Annotated in this window: 21 protein-coding genes; 8 read left to right on the top strand and 13 right to left on the bottom strand. The window is 66.4% G+C overall.

The genetic code is table 11. The annotated features are described in order from the left end of the window. Positions 1-14: 14 nt before the first annotated feature. Both Q0Q48_RS08320 and Q0Q48_RS08315 read right to left on the bottom strand, forming a co-directional pair. Positions 15-1520 (bottom strand): Ppx/GppA phosphatase family protein, encoded by a 1506-nt coding sequence (locus Q0Q48_RS08320; RefSeq protein ID WP_295136529.1) that lies wholly within the window; start codon positions 1518-1520, stop codon positions 15-17. Positions 1521-1606: 86 nt separating this feature from the next. After that, on the bottom strand, positions 1607-3766 hold the full coding sequence (locus Q0Q48_RS08315) for an RNA degradosome polyphosphate kinase (RefSeq protein ID WP_295136527.1): 2160 nt from the start codon (positions 3764-3766) through the stop codon (positions 1607-1609). Between the two features lie 120 nt (positions 3767-3886). Here Q0Q48_RS08315 and Q0Q48_RS08310 point away from each other — a divergent pair, with 120 nt between their 5' ends. Next, positions 3887-4411, top strand: coding sequence for a histidine phosphatase family protein (locus tag Q0Q48_RS08310; protein ID WP_295136526.1), 525 nt, complete (start codon positions 3887-3889; stop codon positions 4409-4411). A gap of 4 nt (positions 4412-4415) precedes the next feature. Here Q0Q48_RS08310 and Q0Q48_RS08305 read toward each other — a convergent pair whose 3' ends face one another. Genes Q0Q48_RS08305 through Q0Q48_RS08285 form a run of 5 tightly spaced genes read right to left on the bottom strand, consistent with a single transcriptional unit; the run spans position 4416 to position 8559 of the window. After that, the gene (locus tag Q0Q48_RS08305) at positions 4416-5195 is read right to left on the bottom strand and encodes an SDR family oxidoreductase (protein ID WP_295136524.1); all 780 of its coding nucleotides are present in this window, start codon (positions 5193-5195) and stop codon (positions 4416-4418) included. Positions 5196-5208: 13 nt separating this feature from the next. Further along, entirely contained in the window at positions 5209-5670 is a 462-nt protein-coding gene (locus tag Q0Q48_RS08300; RefSeq protein WP_295136522.1) for a DUF2147 domain-containing protein, read from the bottom strand. Positions 5671-5683: 13 nt separating this feature from the next. Further along, the gene (locus Q0Q48_RS08295) at positions 5684-6367 is read right to left on the bottom strand and encodes a DnaA/Hda family protein (protein WP_295136520.1); all 684 of its coding nucleotides are present in this window, start codon (positions 6365-6367) and stop codon (positions 5684-5686) included. Positions 6368-6375: 8 nt separating this feature from the next. Next, positions 6376-7458, bottom strand: a complete 1083-nt coding sequence (locus tag Q0Q48_RS08290) for an AI-2E family transporter (protein ID WP_295136518.1) — start codon at positions 7456-7458, stop codon at positions 6376-6378. 24 nt (positions 7459-7482) lie between these two features. Continuing rightward, on the bottom strand, positions 7483-8559 hold the full coding sequence (locus tag Q0Q48_RS08285; RefSeq protein ID WP_295136516.1) for a DUF2066 domain-containing protein: 1077 nt from the start codon (positions 8557-8559) through the stop codon (positions 7483-7485). A gap of 59 nt (positions 8560-8618) precedes the next feature. Between Q0Q48_RS08285 and purM the strand changes: the two genes are divergently transcribed. From purM to Q0Q48_RS08270, 3 genes are read left to right on the top strand one after another with little or no spacing between them, the layout of a single operon-like run. After that, a complete protein-coding gene (gene purM, locus Q0Q48_RS08280) occupies positions 8619-9710 on the top strand; it encodes a phosphoribosylformylglycinamidine cyclo-ligase (RefSeq protein ID WP_295136514.1) in 1092 nt (363 codons plus the stop codon). Next, positions 9698-10348 carry a phosphoribosylglycinamide formyltransferase gene (gene purN, locus Q0Q48_RS08275; RefSeq protein WP_295136512.1) on the top strand — a complete coding sequence of 217 codons (651 nt, stop codon included), beginning with the start codon at positions 9698-9700 and terminating at the stop codon, positions 10346-10348. The genes purM and purN overlap by 13 nt, the downstream gene beginning before the upstream one ends. Positions 10349-10389: 41 nt before the next feature. Further along, positions 10390-10593 (top strand): aa3-type cytochrome c oxidase subunit IV, encoded by a 204-nt coding sequence (locus Q0Q48_RS08270; RefSeq protein ID WP_295136510.1) that lies wholly within the window; start codon positions 10390-10392, stop codon positions 10591-10593. Between the two features lie 71 nt (positions 10594-10664). Here the strand turns inward: Q0Q48_RS08270 and ndk are convergent, their stop codons facing one another. After that, the gene (gene ndk / locus Q0Q48_RS08265; RefSeq protein WP_295136508.1) at positions 10665-11087 is read right to left on the bottom strand and encodes a nucleoside-diphosphate kinase; all 423 of its coding nucleotides are present in this window, start codon (positions 11085-11087) and stop codon (positions 10665-10667) included. Positions 11088-11213: 126 nt separating this feature from the next. Between ndk and Q0Q48_RS08260 the strand changes: the two genes are divergently transcribed. Further along, complete coding sequence (locus Q0Q48_RS08260) at positions 11214-13091, top strand: ABC-F family ATP-binding cassette domain-containing protein (RefSeq protein ID WP_295136505.1); 1878 nt, start codon at positions 11214-11216, stop codon at positions 13089-13091. A gap of 3 nt (positions 13092-13094) precedes the next feature. On the opposite strand, the gene Q0Q48_RS08255 is transcribed toward Q0Q48_RS08260, so the two are convergent. Further along, positions 13095-14321 carry an MFS transporter gene (locus tag Q0Q48_RS08255; protein ID WP_295136503.1) on the bottom strand — a complete coding sequence of 409 codons (1227 nt, stop codon included), beginning with the start codon at positions 14319-14321 and terminating at the stop codon, positions 13095-13097. Positions 14322-14458: 137 nt separating this feature from the next. Between Q0Q48_RS08255 and Q0Q48_RS08250 the strand changes: the two genes are divergently transcribed. Then, complete coding sequence (locus Q0Q48_RS08250; protein WP_295136501.1) at positions 14459-15496, top strand: cyclase family protein; 1038 nt, start codon at positions 14459-14461, stop codon at positions 15494-15496. A 13-nt stretch (positions 15497-15509) separates the two neighbouring features. After that, on the top strand, positions 15510-16595 hold the full coding sequence (locus Q0Q48_RS08245) for a hypothetical protein (RefSeq protein WP_295136499.1): 1086 nt from the start codon (positions 15510-15512) through the stop codon (positions 16593-16595). 1 nt (position 16596) lies between these two features. Here the strand turns inward: Q0Q48_RS08245 and Q0Q48_RS08240 are convergent, their stop codons facing one another. Both Q0Q48_RS08240 and Q0Q48_RS08235 read right to left on the bottom strand, forming a co-directional pair. Next, entirely contained in the window at positions 16597-17049 is a 453-nt protein-coding gene (locus Q0Q48_RS08240; protein ID WP_295136497.1) for a DNA polymerase III subunit chi, read from the bottom strand. A gap of 7 nt (positions 17050-17056) precedes the next feature. Next, complete coding sequence (locus Q0Q48_RS08235) at positions 17057-18550, bottom strand: leucyl aminopeptidase (RefSeq protein ID WP_295136496.1); 1494 nt, start codon at positions 18548-18550, stop codon at positions 17057-17059. A gap of 156 nt (positions 18551-18706) precedes the next feature. On the opposite strand from Q0Q48_RS08235, the gene Q0Q48_RS08230 reads away from it, so the two are divergent. Continuing rightward, positions 18707-20038, top strand: coding sequence for a nucleotide sugar dehydrogenase (locus tag Q0Q48_RS08230; RefSeq protein WP_295136494.1), 1332 nt, complete (start codon positions 18707-18709; stop codon positions 20036-20038). Positions 20039-20242: 204 nt separating this feature from the next. On the opposite strand, the gene Q0Q48_RS08225 is transcribed toward Q0Q48_RS08230, so the two are convergent. Together Q0Q48_RS08225 and Q0Q48_RS08220 are read right to left on the bottom strand one after the other, a co-directional pair. Beyond that, positions 20243-21820: a hypothetical protein gene (locus Q0Q48_RS08225; protein ID WP_295136492.1), complete on the bottom strand. Its 1578-nt coding sequence runs from the start codon at positions 21818-21820 to the stop codon at positions 20243-20245. A 25-nt stretch (positions 21821-21845) separates the two neighbouring features. Then, complete coding sequence (locus Q0Q48_RS08220) at positions 21846-22964, bottom strand: tetratricopeptide repeat protein (protein ID WP_295136490.1); 1119 nt, start codon at positions 22962-22964, stop codon at positions 21846-21848. Between the last annotated feature and the right edge of the window lie 190 nt (positions 22965-23154).

The raw sequence follows: 23154 nt of genomic DNA, 5'->3' as shown, positions 1-23154 counted from the left end.
GCGCCCTCTGCTTCCTACCCGGACACGATCATCGGCTTGAGATCGAAGGCCTGCGCCGCCGTCTCAAGGCGGCGCGCCGTCACGTCTCCCAGTGTTCTCTTCAGCGTCGTCGGCACCAGGAGCCGTAGTTCGCGGTCGCCCCGGCGCAACTGGAGCTGGGGCAGCAGCCCGGGGGCGCCACCGCTCAGATTGTAGGCCAGCCGCAGGCAGGCGCCGAGGCGCCGGGCGAAGCTTCGCCCCTTGCTGTCGGTCAGTCGCAACGCCGTGTCGATCATCGCGGCCTTGGGGTCGCTCTTGTAGCGATAGGTCAGCGCCATCGCGAGGATCGCCCGTTCGCGGTGGCTCATGCCCGGCGCCGGCAGGTGCAGCACGCGGAAATAAGCCTGCTCGGCGCGATAGTCGGGATGGTCGTCCCACGAAATGTCACTCAAGTGACAGGCCGCGGTCCGCAGCACGCGCTCGCCGTCGCTCTCGCCGGCGAAGGCCGGCGAGAGCCAGTCGAAGATCTCCTGCGGCGAAAGATCGAACCGGTGCCAGCCCTCGCCCTGCTCCTCGGCGAAGGTGATCAGCGGATGACGCGCCCTCTCGGCTTCGCTGAGACGCGAATAGTAGAAGCCCTCACGCAGGCCGAATGCGGAGAAGACGACGTTCCGGGGTTTCAGCGCGGCCAACAGCTTGTCGAGCGCCAGACAGGCGAGCGGCAGCGTATCGACGCGGCGCCGCGATACCCCCGGCATCTTCTCCAGCGACTTCACGCTCTGAACAGCAATCAGCCGCGCCACCGCGCGCGCTTCGTCGGCCGAGATCTCGTACTGATGGATGATGTGGAGCGGATAGCCCGCCTGCTCCATGTGCAGCCGCGCGAAGGATCGCCAGGCGCCGCCCACGGCATAGAAGGTCCTGCCCTGCTCCTCGCGCAGCCAGCGCACGTTCTCGACGGCATCGACAACGGTCTTTCGGGGATCGCCCCGGCCCGAGGACATGAGCCGCAGCGGTCCGATCGGAAGCGTGGTGGAGGCGCCCAGTTGGCCATTGGTCAGCGAAACGAGCTCCAGGCTGCCGCCCCCCAGGTCCCCCATGACGCCATCGGCGTCGGGCATGCCGCAGATCACGCCGTATCCCGAGAAACGGGCTTCGTCCTGACCGCTCACCGTATGGGCGACGATGCCGGGACGGCTTGCCAGCTCGCGCATGAAGTCGGCACCGTCGGCGGCGTCGCGCACGGCGGCGGTCGCCAGCAGGTCGAGCGACGCGACTTTCATGTTGTGGGCGAGCGTGACGAAACGGTCGATGTTGGCCAACGCCATCTCCACCCCTTCCGGGTTGAGGCGTCCGGTGGCGTCGAGGCCGCGTGCCAGGCCACAGAGGACCTTTTCGTTGAAGACTGGCAACGGGGCGCGGCTGGCGCGCTCGTAGACGACGAGCCGGATCGAATTCGAGCCGACGTCGATGATGCCGACGCGACCTTTTTCGTGCGGGCTGCGCGCGGCGGAGACGCCTGCGGTCGGGTGGCCGTCCATGCGTGCCCGGTCTAGCCGAAACCGAGAGGGATTACAGCGCCGGAATGGGCGCGACCCGACGCCGCTGGCCCGATCGCGAGCTCACGTCAGGAGCTCAGCACCAGCCGCGGCACCGCGCCGCTCAGCTTGAGCGCACTGCCGCGTCCGGAGAGCGACGGGTTCGTCATGAAATAGTGATGGGCAATGAACGGTTCCTTGCCGGTCTGCGGCCGGTGATAGTTACCGTCTTGTGACATCAGCCAGCTCTGGCCGTCGTCCTTGAGATTGGCGACCATGATCTGGTCGAGAACCTGTTCACGCACGGTCTGGTTCTCGACCGGGCACAGCAGCTCGACACGACGGTCGAGATTGCGCGGCATCCAGTCGGCCGACGACAGGAACACCTTGGCGTCCAGCGACGGCAGCGCTTTGCCGTTGCCGAAGCAGATGATGCGCGCGTGTTCGAGGAAGCGGCCGACCATGCTCTTGACCCGGATATGCTCGCTGAGCCCCGGGACGCCGGGCCTGAGACAGCAGATGCCGCGCACGACCAGGTCGATCTGGACGCCGGCATTCGACGCCGCATAGAGGCGATCGATCAATGCGCTGTCGACCAGGGAGTTGAGCTTGGCCCAGATCGCCGCCGGCTTGCCGGACCTGGCGTTGGCGATCTCGGCGTCGATCAGGCTGTAGAGGGTCGGCCGCAGGGTGACCGGTGCGAATGCGATCTTCTCCATTTGCTCGGGCCGCGCGTAGCCGGTCATGTAGTTGAACAGGCGCGCGGCATCGCGGCACATCGCCGGATCGCACGTGAAGAACGACAGGTCCGTATAGATACGCGCCGTGATGGGATGATAGTTGCCGGTGCCGAAATGCACGTAGGTGCGGATCGACTGCGCCTCACGGCGCACCACCATCGAGACCTTGGCGTGCGTCTTGAGATCGATGAAGCCGTAGACCACCTGGACACCGGCGCGCTCCAGATCGCGCGCCCAGCGGATGTTGGCCTCCTCGTCGAAGCGGGCCTTGAGCTCGACCAGCGCCGAAACCGTCTTGCCTGCCTCGGCCGCCGCGATCAGCTCCTTGACGATCGGCGAATCGGCGCTGGTGCGATAGAGCGTCTGCTTGATCGCCACGACTGCGGGATCGCGCGCTGCCTGGCGCAGGAACTGCACCACGACGTCGAAACTCTCATAGGGATGATGGACGATGATGTCCTTGGCGCGGATCGCCGCGAAGCAGTCGCCGCCGAAATCGCGGATGCGCTCGGGAAACCGGGCATTGTAAGGGTCGAACTTCAGGTCCGGCCGATCGTCGACGATCACCGCCTTCACGTCGACGATGTTCAGCATGCGGTCGAGATGGAAGACGTGGACGGTCTGCGTTTGCTCCGGAATCTCCAGCTGATCGAACAGGAAGTCGCGCAGCTCGGCGGGCATCGCGCTGTTGACGGAGATGGAGATCAGGTCGCCGCGACGGCGGCGCTTCAGCGCGCTCTCGTAAAGCAGCACCAGATCCTCGGCCTCCTCGTTGATCTCGACGTCGCTGTCGCGGATCACGCGGAAGAAGGCGCGCTCGATCACCTCATAACCGGGGAACAGGCGCGGCAGATAGATGTCGATCAGATCCTCGAGGGGCAGGAAGCGGATGTCCGGTCCCGGCAAACGCACGAAGCGGTCGACCTGTGGCGGCAATGGCAACAGCGCCATCAGCGGCCGGCGATCGTCGCGACGCTGCAGCTTCAGGATGGCGGAGAAGCCGCCGTTGGGAATGAACGGAAACGGGTGCGCCGGATCGATCGCCAGCGGCGTCAGGATCGGGAAGACCTGATCGATGAAGTAGGCGTCGAGCCAGTTCCGCTCTGCCTCCGTGAGTTCGCCCGAATCCAGCACGGCAATACCGGCCTGGCGCAGATCGTCCTGCAGAGACGCCCAGACATCCTGCTGGTGAGACATCAGGATCGAGGCGCGGTCTCGGATGGCCGCAAGCTGCTCGACCGGTGTCATGCCGTCATCGCTCAGCAGACTCGAACGGGTCTGCAGCATGTCGACCAGGCCCGCGACGCGGACCATATAGAACTCGTCGAGATTGGCCGCCGAGATCGACAGGAAGCGGACCCGCTCCAACAGCGGATGGCGCTTGTTGGTGGCTTCTTCCAGCACCCGCGTGTTGAAGGCCAGCCACGACAGTTCACGATTGATGAAGCGTCGGGGGCTATCCAGTGCTATTTCGAGCGAAGCCGGATCGGCAGAGTTGAGCGCGTCCATGTGGACCCCTGCGGGGCACTCTCCCTGAAATTATGCACAGGAACGGTAGCGTCTCTACATGACCATGTCATGGCATTTCACTAAACCATTGTTCCTACTGTATTTATTGGAATGACTGGCGTGAAGACCATTCTCCTCCTGCGCCATGCAAAGTCAGCCTGGAACACGCCGCACCAGAACGATCATGACCGCCCGCTGAACGATCGCGGCGAACGCGCCGCCCGGACCATGGCGGGCCACCTTGCCAGCAGGTCCCCTCGCCCCGACCTGATCCTGTGTTCCACGGCGGCACGGACGCGCCAGACGCTGGCGCCCCTCGTGAAAGCCCTCGGCAGCCCTGCGCCGCCGATCTCGCTGGAGAAAGCACTCTACCTCGCATCCGAGGAAGAACTGCTGGAGCGCCTGCAGGCCCTGCCCGAGACCGTCGGGACCGTCCTGCTGATCGGCCACAATGAGGGGATCGGCCAACTCGCGGCCACCCTCGCGGCGCGCGGGCCGCAGGAGGCGCTGGCACGCCTCAGGGACAAATATCCGACGGGAGCCCTCGCCACCCTCCGACCGCCTTCAGGCCCCTGGAGCGCCCTTGCTCCCGGGACCTGCGAACTGCTGGCCTTCGTCCGGCCACGCGACCTCGATCCGCGCTGACCCCTCAGTAGGTGCCCGGATACTGGCCGCCATCCATCAGGATGTTCTGTCCGGTCATGTAACCGGCGTGCACGCTGCACAGGAAAGCGCACATCATGCCGAACTCCTCGGCCGTGCCGAAGCGACCGGCCGGATGCGCCTTGGCGGCGGCCGCGTACTCCTCGTCGAAGCTGCGGCCGGCCTTCGCCGCGCGCGCCTTCGTCGTGCCGCGCAGCCGGTCGGTATCGAACGGACCCGGCAACAGGCCGTTGATCGTCACACCGTACCGGATCGTCGTGCGCGAGACGCCGGCCACGAAGCCCGTGAGGCCCGATCGGGCGCCGTTGCTGAGTCCGAGGATGTCGATCGGCGCCTTCACTGAGCTCGAAGTAATGTTCACGATGCGCCCGAAGCCGCGCTTCATCATGCCGTCGACGCTCGCCTTGATGAACTCGATCGGCGTCAGCATGTTGGCGTCGAGCGCCTTGATCCAGTCCTCGCGGCTCCAGTCCCGGAAGTTGCCCGGCGGCGGGCCGCCGGCATTGTTGACGATGATGTCGGGCTCGGGACAGGCCGCCAGCACCTGCTTGCGGCCGTCCTCGGTGGTGACGTCGACGGCGACCGGCGTGACCTTCACGCCGTACGTCTTGCGGATCTCCTCCGCCGTCGCCTCGAGCTCCGACTTGGTGCGCGCATTGATCACGAGGTCGACGCCCTCGCCCGCCAGCGCCATCGCGCAGCCCTTGCCCAGTCCCTTGCTCGCCGCGCAGACGATGGCCTTGCGGCCCCTGATTCCCATGTCCATTTGCGTTCCTCTCCTAATTCACGCGCGTCCAGAGTTGCGTCTTGCCGAACATCGGCGTGCCGACGAAACCGCGCAACCGCAGCTTGCCATCGGGCTGGAGGCTGATGTTGGCGCTGTAGGTCTTGCCGTCCTCGCCATTGTAGACCTTGCCGTCTTCGAATGTGTTGGGTGCGGCGGCTTGCTTGAAGCCCCAGATCAGCGGCATGCCGATCACCTTGCGCGTGCGCAGCGCCGGGTTCTCGTTGCGATAGTCGGTGGCGGCATCGGGGGAGACGGCTACGCCGTCCGGTCCCTTGGGGTTGATGAGGTTGACGACGAAGCCGCAGATCGGGCCGCTCGCGGCATCTGGGCAGGCGCCGATCTTGATCTGTGCGACACCCGACTCGGAGAGCCAGGTTCCCATCACCGTTCCCTGTTGGGCCGAGGCCGTCGCCGCACCGAGGCACAGCGCGAAGGCCGCCAGAAGAATCTTCATCGTCTTCCTCCCTTCAGGTGGCGCCGGCGATGTCCGCCAGCACGTCTGCCGCCAGCCGTCGGTCTATCTCCCGCCGTTCCGTCAAGGCACGCCGATCGAGAGCCGCAACGACGCGTCGAGCGGCGTCCGCCGAACGTTCCATGTGCGAGACGAGATACTGCACGACGCCAGCACCTGCGTGCAATTGCCGGTCGGCCAGCTGCTTCAGGATGATCGACCCCAGGAGCTCGTCGTCAGGCGGCTCGACCGCGACCGCGGGCGCCGCCCGCAGCCGGGAAGCGAGATCGGGCAACGCAATGGACCGGCGTGCAGGCGGCTCGGCTGAAATCAGCAGAAGAAATCCGCCCCGCTCACGCATCAGGTTGTAGAGATGGAAGAGTCCGCGCTCGGGCGCCCGTTCCGCCCCTTCGATCACGATGGCTGGCGATGTCGCCGCGAGACGCGTGAGATCGGCCACGCTCATTCCGTCGAGATCGTCGCCGCTCATGACGATTGCGTTGCTGCGGGCCGCCCAGATACGGCCGAGATGCGTCTTGCCGCATCCGCTCGGTCCGCTCAGCGACAGGGCCGGCGCCGGCCAGTCCGGCCAGCTGTCGATCCAAGCCAGCGCCTGGCGATTGCCGTCGGCCACGACGAAATCCTGCCGCGCGTAGGTCGGCGGCGGCAATGCGAGATCCAGTGTGAGTTGGTTAGCCATGGGACGGTTCAACCGCCTGCCCTGCCGCGATAGAGATCGCTCTCGCGATAGCGCGCGATGAAGTGGCGCGCGACCACGCCGAGCACGGCTGCCACCGGCACGGCGATGAGCACGCCGGTGAAGCCGAACAGCGAGCCGCCGGCCAACAACGCGAACATGATCCAGACCGGGTGCAGGCCGACACGATCGCCGACAAGCTTGGGCGACAGGAAATTGCCTTCGATCATCTGGCCCACCACGAACACCGCCGCGACCTTGACGACCCCCACCCAGTCCGGCGGGAACTGCGCCAGCGCCATGCCGAGCGCCATGACGGCCCCAACGAAAGTGCCGACGAAGGGAATGAACGAAATCGCACCCGCGATCAGGCCGATGACCAGTCCGAACTGAAGCCCGACCAGCGTCAGGCCAATGCCGTAGAAAGAGCCGAGCGCGAGGCCGACGAGCGCCTGGCCGCGCAGATAGCCCGCGATGGCGGCATTCGATTCCCGTGTGAGCTTGCGGATCGTATCGGCGTGGTCGAGAGGCAGGGCGCCGTCGATCGCCGCCAGTACCTTCTCCCAGTCGCGCAGCAGGTAGAACGTCACCACCGGCGTGATGAACAGCAGGCCGAGCAGGTTGATGATCGCCACGCCGCGCTCGGCGACTGCTCCGGCCACGCCGCCCGCGAAGGCGAGCCCCTTACCAGCCCATTCCGTCGCCCCGGACTGCAGGTCGTGGACACTGGGCGGATCGAGGCCGAGCCTGTCACGCAGCGGCTCGATCAAGGGCTGGATGCGGCTCACGGCCTTCATCACATATTCGGGCGCATTGGCGATCAGTTTCTGTATCTGCCCGAACAGCGGCGGCAGGATTGCCATTACGACGCCGACGGCGATGAGGACTGCCACGATCGTGACGAGCGTGGTCGCCCCGGTCCGCGACAGGTGCGCCCGCTGAAGTCGCGCAACCACCGGGTCGAGAAAGTACGCGACGACCATGCCGACGACGAAGGGCAGCAGGATGTCGTTCAGCAGCCACAGCAACAGCAGGAAGATCGCGGCCGCCGCAACCCAGAAGATCCAGCGCCCCGTCGTGATGGATTGCGCCATCAATTCAGACTCCCCGGGGCAGGCCTAGCGCGCCTGCAACTGCCACTGTCCCGCTTCCTGCGACAGGCTCAATCCCGCCTGAGCCAGCGTGCGCTGCAGTTCCTCGGGCGAACCGAAGTAGTCGAGCTTCAGATCGGCTCGATCGGCCTCGAGTGTCTTCACCGTCACCGACCTCACGGCCGGGATCGCGCCGAGACGCTGCCGCACCTGCACCCAGTCGCCGAGCGCGCGGATCGGCACGACGACATCGAGTGAGGCCTGCGAGTCGCGTCGCACGGTGCCGATTCCACGCCAGTCCTGGTCGGCCTTGGCGTGGATCGCCTTCACGGCGGCCGGCAGGTCGGCCGCGCTGGCAACGGGGATGCGCGGGATCTCGCTGCGGGCACCGGTCTGCGTGTCGTAACGCAGGCCGCCGACGCTCAGCGCGCCGCCGTTCTTGTCGCCGTCGACCGTGGCCACGATGATGGTGGGCGCCCGGTAACGCTCGTTGAGGCGCGCCAGCGCCGAGACGTCGCCGACATAGGCCTGTTCCGCCGAGAGAGCGCCCTGGTCGGTGGGGTCGCCGCGCAGCAGGGTCACGGGTACAGCGCTGCCCGCGCTGTCGAGCTGCTGCCAGGCCTCGCGCCAGGCATTGCGGTCGTTGAGTGGCTCCACGCCGGCCGGCCCCTTCCAGAGCGGGATCACGAGGGCCGGCCTGGGCACGGTTTCCACGACCTTCGCACCGGCGCCGCCGAGGTACGATTTCACCGCATCGGGAGCAAAGACGACATTCACCGTGGCGACGTAGCGACCGGGTGACGGGCGCTCGCGCACGAATTCCACCCCGCGCACCAGGTTCTCGAGCTGCGCATCGTCAATTTGCGGCAATCGCGCGCGATCTTCCGCCGGCACCATGCGATTCACGAGGAGATCAAAGGCTTTTCGCCGCGCCTCCCGGATGCCCTGGGCCCGCGCCTGCACGGCATCGGCCCCGCTGACGTCGACCTCGACACCGGTGACGTCGTATCCTGTGCCCCCGAATGACTGCGCCAGGGCGATGTTTGCGGTGAGGACGGCCAGAAAAAGGGCAGCAATCGTGGAAAAGACGCGGCCTATCGGCATTGCGGGGGTCCGGTTTTTGGCTATGTTCGCGCACCCTATCTAGCACGAATGAGGCTGGCTTGAAGCCCGACGCCCCCGGCCACAATCGGCCCCCCCTCACCTACAAGGACGCCGGCGTCGATATCGATGCCGGCGACAACCTCGTCGAACACATCAAGCCGCTGGCCCGCAGCACGAACCGGCCGGGCGTCATGGGTGGACTGGGAGGCTTCGGCGGGCTGTTCGACCTCAAGGCGGCGGGCTTCACCGATCCGATCCTGGTCTCCGGCACCGACGGCGTCGGCACCAAGCTCAAGGTCGCGATCGAAGCGGCCATACCGGACACGGTCGGCATCGATCTCGTGGCGATGTGCGTCAACGACATCGTCGTGCAGGGCGCCGAGCCACTGTTCTTCCTCGACTACTATGCAAGCGGCCGCCTCGACGTAGATGTCGGCCGCCGCCTCGTCGCGGGCATTGCCGAGGGCTGCCGGCGCGCCGGCTGTGCCCTCGTCGGCGGCGAAACGGCCGAGATGCCGGGCATGTATGTCGACGGCGACTACGACCTGGCGGGTTTCACGGTCGGCGCCGCCGAGCGCGACGCCCTGCTGCCGCGCAGCGACATCGCGGTTGGCGACGTCGTGATGGGCATCGCCTCGAGCGGCCCGCACTCCAACGGTTATTCGCTGGTGCGCCGTATCGTCGAGCGCAGCGGTCTGAGCTATGCCGACCGCGCGCCCTTCGCGGACGCGACGCTGGGCGAGGCGCTGCTGGAGCCCACGCGCATCTATGTGAAGCAACTCCTGCAGGTGATCCGGGCGACTGGGGCGATCAAGGGCCTGGCGCACATCACGGGCGGCGGCCTGCCCGGCAATGTGCCGCGCTGCCTCCCCGACGGCATGCGCGCTCGTCTCGATGCGCGCCGGTGGACGGTGCCGCGCGTCTTCCAATGGCTGCGCGAGGTCGGCCAGGTGCCGACCGACGACATGCTGCGGACCTTCAATTGCGGTCTCGGCATGATCGTGGTCGTCGCGAAGGATGACGCGGCGCGGGTCGCCACGGCGCTGACCGGTACCGGCGAGACCGTGAGCGAGATCGGCACGATCGAGAGGGCGCCGACCGACGAGGCGGACTGCATCGTCGACCACGCCGAAAGCCTATGGCGAAGCTGAAGGTCGGCGTTCTGATCTCCGGCCGCGGCAGCAACCTCGCCGCGTTGATCGAGGCGGCGCGGGCCGCGGACTATCCCGCCGGAATCGGCTGCGTGGTGAGCAACAAGGCCGACGCGCCGGGGCTCTCGATCGCCGCCGCGGCCGGCATCCCCACGGCCATCGTCTCGCACCGAGACCATCCCGACCGCGAGACCTTCGATCGCGCCGTCTCGGCGGAACTCGAGCGCCATGGTGTCGAATTGGTCGTGCTGGCCGGGTTCATGCGCATCTTCAGCCCGTGGTTTCCCACGCGCTGGGCAAACCGGTTGATCAATATCCACCCGTCCCTGCTGCCGGCGTTCAAGGGGACGCACGTACAACGCCAGGCGCTGGCGGCCGGCGTCCGCGTGAGCGGCTGCACCGCCCATCTGGTGACTCCGGACCTCGACTCGGGCCCGATCATCGCCCAGGCGGCGGTGCCGGTGCTCGCCGGCGACACGGAGGAGACGCTATCGGCACGCATCCTGCGCCAGGAGCACCGCCTCTATCCGCTGGTGGTGCGCTGGTTCGGCGAAGGCCGGATCGCGATCGATGGCGAGACGGTCGAGGTCACGGGCCTCGCCTGCGACGCCACGCTCCTCTTTTCCCGAGAAACCTAGTCCGATATAAGATCGCCAACGAATTCAAGCGGGGAAGAGTTATGGCTGAAGCAAAGGATGACTATCCGGCTCACGTGGCGACGTATACGGCGTTCAGCAAGCTGGTGACGTTCAGTCTCCTCTGGATCATCGTCCTTCTGGTCTCGATGGCCCTCGGCCTGATTGCCCACCTGCCGCTGCTCGGCCTCGTTCTGGGAATCGGCGGCTCGATCGCCCTGCTGGTCGCCTTTGCCGTCCTGAACTGACGTCCGGAGCGGATCTTCCAAAAGAAAAGCGGCCCGATGGGCCGCTTTTTTCGTTTGAGGGCCGCCTCGCGTCAGCCGACGATCTCGGAGCCCGCGAAGAAGTAGGCGATCTCGATGGCCGCGTTCTCCGGCGAGTCGGAGCCGTGCACCGAATTGGCTTCGATCGACTCGGCGAAGTCCTTGCGGATCGTGCCGGCGTCGGCGTTGGCCGGATTGGTGGCGCCCATGATCTCGCGGTTCTTCGCGACGGCGTTCTCGCCTTCCAGGACCTGAACGACGACCGGGCCGGACGTCATGAAGGTGCAGAGATCGTTGAAGAACGGACGGGCCTTGTGCACGCCGTAGAACTGTTCGGCCTGCTGGCGGCTCATCTGGATGCGCTTCTGGGCGACGATGCGCAGGCCCTTCTCCTCGAACCGGGCGTTGATCTTGCCGGTCAGGTTCCGGCGGGTCGCATCCGGCTTGATGATCGAGAAAGTACGTTCGACGGCCATGAATTCCCTCGTGGAGGCAGTGATTTTCAGCGCTTGGGCGCGCCTTATAGACGCGGGGTTTGGGCCCGGCAAGCGCGGCCAATGCGCTTGGTTTGCGGCCAAATCGCATGGTAAATGCCCCCGCCCATGCTCCACATCAGCGATATCTCCTTCCGCCATGGCGAGCGGGTGCTGTTCGACCGCGCCTCGGCGGCCCTTTCCGACGGCTGGAAAGTCGGTCTGGTCGGCCGCAACGGCGCCGGCAAGTCGACCCTGCTGCGCCTGATCCAGGGCCAGATCGAAGCCGACAGCGGCGAGATCAACCTGATGGGACGCACCCGCGTGGGCTCGGTCCCCCAGGACCCGCCCGGCGGCGACATCAGGGTGATCGATGCGGTGCTCGCCGCGGACGTTGAGCGCAGCGCCCTGCTGGCGGAGGATGCGACCTGCCATGACGGCGTGCGCCTCGCCGAGATTCACGCCCGGCTCGAGGAAATCGGCGCCGCGGCTGCGCCCTCGCGCGCGGCCTCGATCCTGAACGGCCTGGGCTTCGACAACGAGAAGCAATCCCGCCCCTGCGGCGAGTTCTCGGGCGGCTGGCGCATGCGCGTAGCGCTCGCCGGCACGCTGTTCAGCAGCCCGGACCTCCTGATCCTCGACGAGCCCTCGAACCACCTCGACGTCGAGGCGATGATCTGGCTCACCGAGTACCTGAAGCGCTTCCGCAACACGGTGCTGATGGTCAGCCACGACCGCGACCTGCTGAACGACGTGTGCGACCACATCGTGCACATCGACCAGCAGAAGCTCGTCGCCTACACCGGCAACTACGACTTCTTCGAGCGCACCCGCGCCGAACGCCTCGCCAACGATGCCGCGCAGCAAGCCAAGGTCGCCGCGCAGCGCAAGCACATGCAGGCCTTCGTCGACCGCTTCAAGGCCAAGGCCAGCAAGGCGCGCCAGGCCCAGTCGCGCATGAAGATGATCGAGAAGCTCGGGCCCGTCGCCTCGGTCCCGATCGACGAACGCATTTCGTTCAACTTCCCCTCGCCCGATATCCTCGCCTCGCCGATCGAGACGCTCGACCAGGTCTCCGTGGGCTACCCCGACGGGCCGCTGGTGCTGCGCAACCTCGACCTGCGCATCGACATGGAAGACCGCATCGCGCTGCTCGGCCAGAACGGCAACGGCAAGTCGACCTTCATCCGCCTGATCTCGCAGCGGCTCGAGCCGCGCGAAGGCCAGCTCAAGAAGACGCCGAAACTGCGGGTCGGCTACTTCTCGCAGGATCAGGAAGAGAGCCTCGACTACGAGGGGACGCCGTTCGACCATATGAACCGCGCGCTGGGACCGGGCGCTGGCGAGGCCAAGGTGCGCGCCCAGCTCGGCCGGTTCGGCTTCTCGCGCGAGCGCGCGAATCTCAAGGTCGGCGTCATGTCGGGCGGCGAGAAGACCCGCCTGCTGCTGTCGCTGGCCACGCGCAACGCCCCTCACCTGCTGCTGCTCGACGAGCCGACCAACCACCTCGACATGGATGCGCGCGCCTCGCTGGTCGACGCCATCAACGACTTCGAAGGCGCGGTCGTGCTGGTGAGCCACGACACGCATCTGGTGAAGATGGTCGCCGACGCGCTGTGGGTGGTCGAGAAGGGAACGGTGAAGCCGTTCGACGGCGACATCGACGAATATCAGGCCAAACTGCTGAAGGAACGAGGCGCCCGCCCGCCCAAGGCCGAAAAGCAGGCCGATGCGGGCAGCAAGAAGGACCAGCGCAAGGCCGCCGCCGACAACCGCACCAACAAGGCACCGCTGAAGAAAGCCGTCGACAGCGCCGAGAAGATGCTCGCCCGCCTCACCGACCAGCTGAACGGCGTACTGGCGAAGCTCGCCGATCCGGCGATCTATGCGGGCCCCGGCAGCGTGGTCACGGACTTGCAGAAGGAAAAAGCCCGCCTCGAACGCGAGGTCGAGAATGCCGAGAAGCGCTGGCTGACCGCCCAGGAAGCGCTGGAAGCCGCCGCCTGACCCCTACTCCGCTGCCGCCGGATAGGCGGGCTTGGCGCTGCTGCTGCGGATCAGCATCACCATGCCGGCATTGAAAGCGTAGAGCCCGACGGCGATCCAGAAGATCACCGCCGGCATGCCGCTGTTCATCAGCAGGCCGTACAGCGGCGGCGCCACGAAGGAGCCGATGTCGAGCCCGGAATACACGAAGCCGAAGACCTTGCCCGATGCGCCGGGAGGCGTCGCACCGCGCACGATCATGTCGCGCGACGGGTTGGTGATGCCGCCGGCGGCGCCGGCCAGCGCCAGCAGGATCGGCAGCAAGGTGGACGACACGGTCTGCGTCGCAATCGGCACGGTAAGGGCCGCCGCCGCCAGCAGGCCGAATGCCGCCACCAGCTCGTGCCGGCGGACGCGGTCGGCGAAATAGCCGCCGACCAGGATACCCGCGGCCGATCCGGCGATGAACACGATCAGGCAGAAGGCGGCATAGTTCTCGGTGACGCCGAACATGCCGCTCCAGGCGGGTACGGCGAACTGCTGGATGCCGACCGTGTTGGCGGCGATCAGCGCGAAATACGCCAGGCAGAGCAGCAGCGCCGGCTGCAGGAACAGCGCCAGGCCCGGCCGGCCGCCGGCCTGCGCCGCGGCCGCACGCACCTTGACCCTGTGATCGACCAGCTGCTCACGATGGACGAGGACCAGGCCGGACAGCACGATGCCCGGCAATGCGCCGATCAGGGCCGCTCCGACCCAGCCGAACAGGCTGTCGAGGAAGTACATCACCGGGGCGGCGGCCCAACCCAGCGACCCGCCGAGCCCGTGGATGCTGAAGGCGCGGCCAAGCCGGTGGGTATTCACCGACGAATTCAGCAGCGCGAAGTCGGCCGGATGGAAGACCGAGTTGCCCAGTCCGGCAATGACCGCGATGCAGGCGAAGCCGCGGAAGGTATGCGCGACCGAGATGCAAGCGAGGCCGAGGCCGACGATGAAAAGGCCACTGGCGAGGATCGGCCGGGCGCCGAAACGATCGACCGCGAATCCCGCCGCCGTCTGAGCCACCCCGGAGACACCGTAGAAGATTCCCGCCAGCAGGCCGACGTCGGCGTAGCTCAGCCCTGCTTCCTGACGCACGATCAGCAGCATGGTCGCGAAGGCAAGCTGGTAGTAATGGCTCACCCCGTGGGCGACGCCGATCAGGCTGATCACCCTGAAATCGTGCCGAAGCGGCGTTGTGGCAGCAGCGGACATGGACACCTCTTCCGACGCATCATAAGCGATCCGCATGGCGAACGTTTCCGCAAATGCATGGGGGGAGCCATGCGCACGTAATGACGCGCTGCAGCGGGCCTTGTAGTGTCCCCGCCGGCAAGAGGGAGAAACGCATCATGAAGCGCTGGAAGCATCGCCCTGAAGGATCGACCTGGGGAGACTGGGGCGACGACGATCAGCTTGGCCGCCTGAACCTGATCACGCCGAAGAAGGTGCTGGAGGGCATCGCCGAGGTGAAGGAAGGGATTTCGTTCTGCCTGAGCCTGCCGCTCGACTTTCCGGGCGGCAACGTGCTGAACCCCCGCCGACTGCCGCCGGTACTTTCTCCCACGGGCGACGAGAATGGCTGGCGCTTCAATTTCCTGACCAACAGCCTCAATCCGCAGTTCGTCGACGTCGCCAGCGACGACCGGGTGATCCTCACGCTGCAATATTCGACGCAGTGGGACACGCTGGCCCATGTCGGCGGCCTGTTCGACGCCGACGGCGACGGCGTGCCCGAGCCGCTCTACTACAATGGCTTCAAGGCTGGCTCCGATGTTGTCGGTCCTCAGCCGGATGCCGGCCGCGACGGCTGCGGCCACCTCTCCTACGCCCACAAGCTCGGTGTCGAGAACATGGCGGCCAAGGCGATCCAGGGCCGCGCCGTGCTGGTCGATCTCGAGAAGCACTACGGCCGCGACCACAAATATGTGAGCTACGACGATTTCAGGCGCGTGCTCGACGCCGACAAGGTCGTGGTCGAACCCGGCGACATGCTGCTGCTCTACACCGGGTTCACCGACGAGATCATGAAGATGAACAAGAACGTCGACCCGGCGCGCGCGCACGCGATGTGCTGCGTGCTCGACGGTCGAGACAAGCGCCTGCTGCAGTGGATCACCGACAGCCAGATCTCGGCATTGATCGCCGACAACTACGGCGTCGAGGCGGTGCCCGCGCGGCCCGGGCCGGAGGACGCCGAGCATCCGTCGCTGCCGATCCACAATCACTGCCTGTTCAAGCTCGGGCTGAACCTCGGCGAGATCTGGTGGCTGAAGGACCTGGCGCTGTGGCTGCGCGACAAGAAGCGCTCGCGGTTCCTGCTGACGGCGCCGCCGCTGCGTCTTCCCGGCGCGGTCGGTTCGCCCGCGACTCCCGTGGCAACGGTCTGAGCGCGTCGTCGCGATGTCGTTCCCGGCGTTCGTCGCCCAAGGGCTGAAGGCGGAACGGTTCGCGCTGCTGGACATCGGCTGCTCCGGCGGCCTCGATCCGAAGTGGCGCGCCTTCGGCGGGAAGCTGAAGGCGCTTGGCATCGACGCCAGCGCCAGCGAATGCCAACGCCTCACCTCGGAGGAAAAGAACCCCGACGTCTCCTACGTGGCCGCGTTCGTGAGCCCGCGTGCCGACACGCCGATCGACCTGTCGGCCGGCCCGGCGGCGCCGCTGATCATGAAGATGCGCGACCGCATGAGCTTCATGCGCACGCGCGAGATCCGCGACGCAAAGCTGCGGACCGCGTCGACCGAGGAACAGCTCCGGCACAATGCCTGGGAACTGACCGGGCTCGCCGATCCGAACAAGCCGATGGTCGTGCCCGACCTTCTCGCGGAACGTGGCTGGACCGATCTCGACTACATGAAGATCGATACCGACGGCATCGACTGGCAGATCCTGCAGAGCTTCGAAGGGCGCCTGCCGCCGAACCTGCTGGCCGTGCAGATGGAAGTGAATTTCGTGGGTGACGGGGCCGCCGACGAGCACTCCTTCCACAACACCGACCGGTTCATGCGCCGTCACGGCTTCGATCTCTTCCGGCTCGACGTGCGCAACTACTCCTCGCGCGCGCTGCCAGCCCGCTACATCTGGCCGACGCCGGCCGAGACGCATTCCGGCCGCCCCTTCCAAGGCGAGGCCTACTACGCCCTCGATCTGCTGGGTCCAAACGGTCCGTCGAAGCTTGCGAGCCTCAGCGCCGAGAAAGTGGCCAAGCTGGCGGCGATCCTGTCGGCCTGGGACGTGCCCGATGCCGCCGCCGAGCTTCTGCTCGGCTGCCGCGACAGGCTGAAGCCAGTCATCGAAGTCGACCGCGGCCTCGACCTGCTGGCCGCCCAGGCGCAGGGCGACCGGGCCCGACCGCTCGATTATCGCAGCTACATGGCCCGCTTCGAATCCGATCCGCCGGATTTCTACCGGCCCGAGGGGCCGATCCCCTTGCGTGAGCGTCTCGTCGCGGCGTGGCAGGCCTATCTGAGGCCGCGCGACAGGCGTTAGCTCAGGCCTTTTTCTCCCAACCGCCGGTGTCGGTCTGCTGCCAGTAGGCAAGCAGGTGGCCTGCGGTCTTGTAGGCCTTCCAGCGCTCGCGGGCGTCGGCGACGGCGGTGTCGTCCCGGCCGTCGAACAATTCGAAGCAGCGCTTGTAGTCGCCGACCTTCTCCGACCTGGCGCGATCGGCGACGAAGAGGAACGCTGCCCCGTTTGGGTTCTCGTCGACATGCGTCAGCCAGACGGGCTGGCGATCGGCCTCGCCATCGCGCGCCGCGCCGTGCGGCAGGAAGCCGTTGGGATCGTAGGTCCAGAGATGGGTGTTCAAGGCATCCACCCGCTCCGCCGATCCCAGCAGCACGACAGCCCGCTCCCCCGCCTGCAAGGTCTTGGTCAGCAGGCGCGGCAGCGTGTCTTCCAGCGAGGACCGGGTCAGGTGATAGAAATTGACCTCGGTCGCCATCGGCGGATCAGCGCTCGTAGTTCTCGGCAATCAGCCGGTCGAGCAGGCGCACGCCGAACGCCGTCGCACCCTTGGGCGTCGTGACATCGCCCTTGCCCGACCAGGCAACGCCCGCGATGTCGATATGCGCCCAGGCGACGCCGTCCTGCACGAAGCGCTGCAGGAACTGCGCCGCCGTGATCGAGCCGCCGTCGCGGCCGCCACCGACATTCTTCATGTCGGCGATTTCAGACTCGATCAGCTTGTCGTACTTGGGCCCGAGCGGCATGCGCCACAGTTTTTCGCCGATGCCCGAGCCGGCCGCGCGCAGGCGGTTGGAGAGCTGCGTGTTGTTGCAGAACAGGCCGGCCCGCTCGTGGCCCAGCGCCACGATGATCGCGCCGGTCAGGGTCGACAGCTCGATCATCGCCTGAGGCTTGAACTTCTCCTGCGCATACCACATGGCGTCGCACAGGATCAGGCGGCCTTCGGCGTCGGTGTTGATGACCTCGACCGTCTGGCCCGACATCGACTTCACGACGTCGCCCGGACGCTGGGCATTGCCGTCGGGCATGTTCTCGACGAGCGCGCACACCGCCACGACGTTCGCCTTGGCCTTGCGGCCAGCGATCAGCCTCATGGCGCCCGTTACGGCGCCGGCGCCACCCATGTCCCACTTCATGTCTTCCATGCCGGCGGCCGGCTTGAGCGAGATGCCGCCGGTGTCGAAGCATACGCCCTTGCCGATCAGCGCCACCGGCGCCTGGCCCTTGGGACCGTTCATCCAGGTCATGACCAGGAGCTGGGAGTCGCGTCCGCTGCCCTGTCCGACAGCCAGCAAGGTCTCCATGCCGAGCTTCTTCATCTCGGCCTCGCCCAGGATCTCGACCTTCACGCCGAGCTTGGTGAGCTCCTTGGCGCGACGGGCGAACTCCACGGGGTAGAGGACGTTCGGCGGCTCGCTCACCAGGTCGCGCGTGAGGAACACGGCATCGACCACCGGTTCGAGCTGCGCATAGGCCTTCCGCGCGTCGGCGGGACCGGCCAGGACGATGGTGACCTGCTGGAGCGACAGCTTCTGCTCCGGCTTGTCCTTGGTCTTGTACTTGTCGAAACGGTAGTTGCGCAGCCGGATGCCCAGGGCGATATGGGCTGCGATCTGGGCCGGCGACAGGCGGCTGCCCTTCACCGGGTCGACGACCACCGTGACGGCCGTATGGCCCGCGGCATTGGCTTCGGCGGCGATCACACCGCCCAGCCCCTCGGCTGCCCGGGCATCCAGCTCCTTGCCCTTGCCGACGCCCAGTAGCAGAAGCCGTGCAATATCGCCGGAATGGCCAAGCACGGTCTGGGTCTGCCCCTTGGCGCCCGTGAAGCGGCCGCCTTCGAAAGCCCGGGCTACGGCACCCCCGGTCTGTGCATCGACAGACTGGGCGGTCGCCAGGAGCTGCTTGTCGTCACCGACGAAGACCGCGACATTGCCCGCAAAGGCCTTCGGAAAGGCCGAAAACTCCACTTTCATCCAGTTCCCCTGCGCTTGGCGCTTGATTGCACACGATTTTTCGCCCCTGCGACGGGAGCGCGCAAGCGGTGTTTACCCCGACTGCCCCTGCAAAATCGGGGTGGCATCCGGCCGCTGGCGCCAGTATCAGTACCGGCCTTCAAAACGGACATGGAAATGACCTCAGCAACTCTGCCCCGCGTTTCGGTCGTCGGTCTCGGTAAGCTCGGTGCGCCGCTCGCGGCAGTCCTCGCCAGCCGCGGCTTCACCGTGATTGGCCTCGATGTGAACAAGACGCTCGTCGACGCCATGAACGCCGGCAAGATGCCGATCGTCGAGCCGCAACTCAACGAGCTGATCGCAGCCAACAAGGAGCGCCTCTCGGCGACCATGGACGCCAATGAGGCGATCCAGAAGAGCGACGCCAGCTTCGTCATCGTGCCGACGCCGTCCGACAGCACCGGCTTCTTTTCCAACCGGTTCGTGCTCCAGGCCATGGAGACGCTCGGCAAGGCCCTGAGGAACAAGAAGGGCTACCACATGGTCGTCATCACCAGCACGGTGATGCCCGGCACGACCGGCACCGAGATCAAGGACGCGCTCGAGGCCGCTTCCGGCCGAAAGGTCGGCCCCGAGCTCGGCCTCTGCTATAATCCGGAATTCATCGCTCTGGGCAGCGTCGTGCGCGACATGCTCTTCCCCGACTCGATCCTGATCGGCGAGAGCGACGCCAAGGCCGGCGACATGCTGCAGACCATCTACCTGCAGATGTGCGAGAAGAAGCCGCCGGTGCAGCGCATGAACTTCGTGAACGCCGAGCTGACCAAGATCTCGGTGAACACCTACGTCACGACCAAGATCTCCTACGCCAACATGCTGGCCGACATCTGCGACCGGATCCCCGGCGCCGACGTCGACGCCGTCACCAAGGCGCTGGGCGCAGACACCCGCATCGGCGCGAAGTACCTCAAGGGCGCGATGGGCTATGGCGGCCCCTGCTTCCCGCGTGACAACGTGGCTTTCGCCGCCTTCGCCCGCAAGATCGGCGCCCGCGCCGACGTGGCCGAGGCGACCGACCGCATCAACAACTTCCAGGTGGAGCGTCTTTCCGCCCTGGTCTCCAAGTTCGCCAAGGCCGGCACGCGCATCGCCATTCTCGGTCTCTCCTACAAGCCGCATACGCCGGTCGTCGAAGAGAGCCACAGCGTGAAGCTCGCCGCCAAGCTCGCCGACGCGGGCTATGTCGTCACCGTGCACGACCCGCTGGCCCAGGATGCGGCGCTGGCCGTGCTGGGCGACAAGGTGGTCGGCGGCTCCTCGATCGAAGGGGCGGTGCGCGAGTGCGACCTGCTGATCGTCGCGACCGGCTGGCCGCAGTACAAGGAGATCTCGCCGGCCTGGTGCAAGCGCGACGGCCAGCGCCTGACCGTGCTGGACCTGTGGCGCACCCTGCCCGCCGACCAGTTCGAGGAGGTCGCCGACCTGCTCTATCTCGGATCGGGCCGGTAGGACCGAGCCCACATCGGATGACGAAGCCCGCCACGTGCGGGCTTTTTCATGCCCTCCCGGACAAGCGCGTCGACGTAAGACGTCGACGGAAGGGCCATAAGGCGGTTGTTCGTCCTTCGGCGCTCTCGGACATTGCAAGCTTGGCGGCTTGTAGCCAAGCCGCAGCCTGTCGCTCAACGGGCCGAGCTTCGCTCGGCCCCTACGTCAGATCGCGCGACGTCCGCGGAAGCGCAGCACCTTGCCACGAAGGCTCGGATCGACGCGGGGCAGCCCAGCAAGCACCTGGCTGCAGAACGGGTTGATGTTGGCTCCGACATAGTCCGTGAACAGCGGCCAGAACCGGTTGTAGATCACGTTGACGCCGACGAAGCGACGCGGGGTCCGCCGACCCGGAGGCCGCGTTTCCGCCTCCGTCGACGTCGCCTGCCTGAACAGCTTGGCGACGACCTTGAGGCGCTTGGTATCCAGCGGCCCCGCCTGCCGTCCTATGCGGATCGGCTCGTCCGGACTCTGCGTCGCCAGGCCGAACTCGAAAATGAACATCTCGGCCCGCGGGAGCAGATCCTCGAAGGTGCCCCTCTCCAATCCTTCCAGATCCGACGGAAGCCCTTCGCATTCGTTCGGCACCAGGATCGGACCGGTGAATCCCATGGCTCGCCACGCCGTCAGGAACCGCTCGACGAACTCCTTGCGCGTCCCGACGATCATCACCGATGTCGAGCGCGGATAGGTCAGCATCTGATCGGCCACGAAGGGCAGCGTGTGGTCGATGTCGTAGGTGAGATCGTCGTAGAGGAACCACTCGAGGCTCGTCGACGTGTACGGCACCGTGGCCGGCTTCAGCGCCGCATCCAACCCCGCCGTGAAGCGCTGGTAGGACGTCTCGCGGTCGAGCCTCACTTCCTCGATCTCTACATCCGGCCAGCCCCAGTTCTCGGCCTGCTCCGGCACGTAAGGCGTGGACACGTTCCAGATATATTGGTCCTGGTCGTTCATCCGCGTCTGCCGGCCCTTGTTGTTGGCGGCGGCAACGCGGGTATGGTCGCAATGATAACCGAAGACCTTGTCGATCAGCGTGTCGACGCGACCGCGATACAGGGCGAGACGAGCGGCCAGGTTCGAATCGCAATGCCAGCCCAGCAGCATCGATTCGTCGAAACCATGGATGGCGAACATGTCCTCGCGAAGCGCTGCCTGGAAATCACCCAGCGCATCGTACTTCATCGGCATGAAGTTATGGACGACCTGGTTGAGATGGTAGCGGACCGACCAGTCCCGCAACTTCTCGAGATTGCCGGCGGGATCGCGGCGGTCGAAGGCAGCCTCCCACAGCATCTCCGGCAGTTCGAAGCGCGGGATCTGGTAGAAGCCATCCGGAACGGAACCCAGGATGTCGCTGAGCGATTCGCCCGGGGTGCGCGAAACCAGAAGCATGTCGGTGTTCGTATAGAGGACCCACCGGTTCCTGGGATTCGACCGGCGCAGCGCCACGTTGCGCGACTGGGCTTCCAGCGCGACCAGGTGGGTCTTCGACTTCAGATGCGCATGCTGCTCGGGGCGAATCCGCAGGATCCGGATGACCTTCTTGGCCTTCTCGGTCAGCGTGTCGTGAATCGCCTCCGGAAACGTCGGATGATCGTCGGGCGTGTTGTAGTCGACGAAGAGAATCTCGTCGTCCGGATCCGACATCACTTCGGCGAGAGCATTGAAGCTGATGGCCGCACGCTTGTGCAGGTTATAGCCGTGCGTGTCGTTGCGGCCGTAGATGATGACGGAAAACATGGGACCTCGCGTGACGGGCGATCAGTCAGGAAGCGGAACGCGCCAGCTCGTTGCGGGCTGCTGCGTACTCCACGAGCGTCGGAAGGCCGGTGGCCACTACCTGCTGCCAATACGAGCGGGCGGCGGACCGGTCCCGGGCATGGGCGGCGACGCCGAGCTGGAACAGCGCTTCGGCACGGCGGGCGGCAGTGTCGGCCCGGGCCATCACTTCTGATTCGGAAGCCTTGCCAGCCTGCAGCGCCAGCAGCGACGAGACCCAGGAGTCGCCGTCCACCGTTTCCCTGTCTGACAGGGGACGCTCCAGCCGAAGCAATGCCGTGCCCAGATACAGGGCCCAGTAGGGATCCCGGCGGTCATTCCGAACCATTGCCTCGAGATGCGGCAGCGCGACGGCGTAGTCTGCCAGGCGCAAGGCAACATAGGCACTCGCGGCCGGGCGGCCAGCCAGCAGGCCGAGCTGCTGCCGCCAGTCACCATTGGCCTGGTCGACATGCCCGAGCGCCATGTGCGCGATCCCCCGGGCGTTCAGGGCTTCCGCGTCCTTCGGCCGGGCGGCGATGACCCGGTCGAGGGCTTCTATCGCGGCGGCGTGCTGGCCGAGGGCGGACAGGGCCTCGCCTTTCAGTGCCAGGGCGTCCAGAGAGTTCGGATGCAGCTTCAGCGCGCGATCATAGTCGGCCAGCGCCAGCTCGGGCTGCCGGTCGGCGAGATAGGCATTTCCGCGCGCGAGGTGCGGCAAGGCGAATTTCTTGAGGGACTTCAGAACCCTCGTGTAGGCGACGATCTCAGCGGTGTGCGATCCCTGCTGGCGCAGGACGAAGTGTCGGTCGGGAGCCCCGGGCCGTCCCACCTGCCGGAGCCTGCGGGCTTCGTCGTAGCGGGCTGCGGCCGCGGCCGGGTCACCGCCCATGTCGAGAGCTTCGCCCTCGGCCTCGATCGCATCCGAAAATGCAGGGGCGATCGCGATCGCCTGCCGGAGCAGGCGGATGGCTGTCTCGCCGTCACCCGTTCGGAAAAGCGTCGTCGCCCGCAGGAAGAGATGTTCGGCTTCGCTGCCGTTGCCGCCCGCGACCCACTCGTCGACCGGTTGCCGGCGCCGCGTACCCAGCGCCTCTCGCAGGCTACCCGACAGGCGCAACAACATCCCTGAGTTACTCACACAACTGCTCCTGCACGGTGTGGGACCGAATTGACCGCCCAGAGGACCCGGGCCCGATCCTGCCCCGAGATCGCTCGCAGAACTGCCGGAAAGCTCCGATGGCCCGCCAAAACCGCTATTTCGGCCTGTCCGCTATCTTAGCGTCGCTGGAACGTCAAGGCATCCCGATCAGGTC

The organism is uncultured Reyranella sp. (genome assembly GCF_945957355.1).
GTDB lineage: Bacteria > Pseudomonadota > Alphaproteobacteria > Reyranellales > Reyranellaceae > Reyranella.
Note: the sequence above shows the minus strand (reverse complement) of the source record. Positions and strands in the feature narration are given on the sequence as shown.

Coding starts and splice junctions, on each gene's coding strand:
- Q0Q48_RS08285 (WP_295136516.1), bottom strand. CDS start 8,559: ATGCCGATAGGCCGCGTCTTTTCCACGATTGCTGCCCTTTTTCTGGCC.
- Q0Q48_RS08225 (WP_295136492.1), bottom strand. CDS start 21,820: ATGTTTTCCGTCATCATCTACGGCCGCAACGACACGCACGGCTATAAC.
- Q0Q48_RS08230 (WP_295136494.1), top strand. CDS start 18,707: ATGACCTCAGCAACTCTGCCCCGCGTTTCGGTCGTCGGTCTCGGTAAG.
- Q0Q48_RS08300 (WP_295136522.1), bottom strand. CDS start 5,670: ATGAAGATTCTTCTGGCGGCCTTCGCGCTGTGCCTCGGTGCGGCGACG.
- purN (WP_295136512.1), top strand. CDS start 9,698: ATGGCGAAGCTGAAGGTCGGCGTTCTGATCTCCGGCCGCGGCAGCAAC.
- Q0Q48_RS08250 (WP_295136501.1), top strand. CDS start 14,459: ATGAAGCGCTGGAAGCATCGCCCTGAAGGATCGACCTGGGGAGACTGG.
- Q0Q48_RS08240 (WP_295136497.1), bottom strand. CDS start 17,049: ATGGCGACCGAGGTCAATTTCTATCACCTGACCCGGTCCTCGCTGGAA.
- Q0Q48_RS08270 (WP_295136510.1), top strand. CDS start 10,390: ATGGCTGAAGCAAAGGATGACTATCCGGCTCACGTGGCGACGTATACG.
- Q0Q48_RS08260 (WP_295136505.1), top strand. CDS start 11,214: ATGCTCCACATCAGCGATATCTCCTTCCGCCATGGCGAGCGGGTGCTG.
- Q0Q48_RS08290 (WP_295136518.1), bottom strand. CDS start 7,458: ATGGCGCAATCCATCACGACGGGGCGCTGGATCTTCTGGGTTGCGGCG.
- Q0Q48_RS08295 (WP_295136520.1), bottom strand. CDS start 6,367: ATGGCTAACCAACTCACACTGGATCTCGCATTGCCGCCGCCGACCTAC.
- Q0Q48_RS08305 (WP_295136524.1), bottom strand. CDS start 5,195: ATGGACATGGGAATCAGGGGCCGCAAGGCCATCGTCTGCGCGGCGAGC.
- ndk (WP_295136508.1), bottom strand. CDS start 11,087: ATGGCCGTCGAACGTACTTTCTCGATCATCAAGCCGGATGCGACCCGC.
- Q0Q48_RS08220 (WP_295136490.1), bottom strand. CDS start 22,964: ATGTTGTTGCGCCTGTCGGGTAGCCTGCGAGAGGCGCTGGGTACGCGG.
- Q0Q48_RS08245 (WP_295136499.1), top strand. CDS start 15,510: ATGTCGTTCCCGGCGTTCGTCGCCCAAGGGCTGAAGGCGGAACGGTTC.
- Q0Q48_RS08235 (WP_295136496.1), bottom strand. CDS start 18,550: ATGAAAGTGGAGTTTTCGGCCTTTCCGAAGGCCTTTGCGGGCAATGTC.
- Q0Q48_RS08255 (WP_295136503.1), bottom strand. CDS start 14,321: ATGTCCGCTGCTGCCACAACGCCGCTTCGGCACGATTTCAGGGTGATC.
- Q0Q48_RS08315 (WP_295136527.1), bottom strand. CDS start 3,766: ATGGACGCGCTCAACTCTGCCGATCCGGCTTCGCTCGAAATAGCACTG.
- Q0Q48_RS08320 (WP_295136529.1), bottom strand. CDS start 1,520: ATGGACGGCCACCCGACCGCAGGCGTCTCCGCCGCGCGCAGCCCGCAC.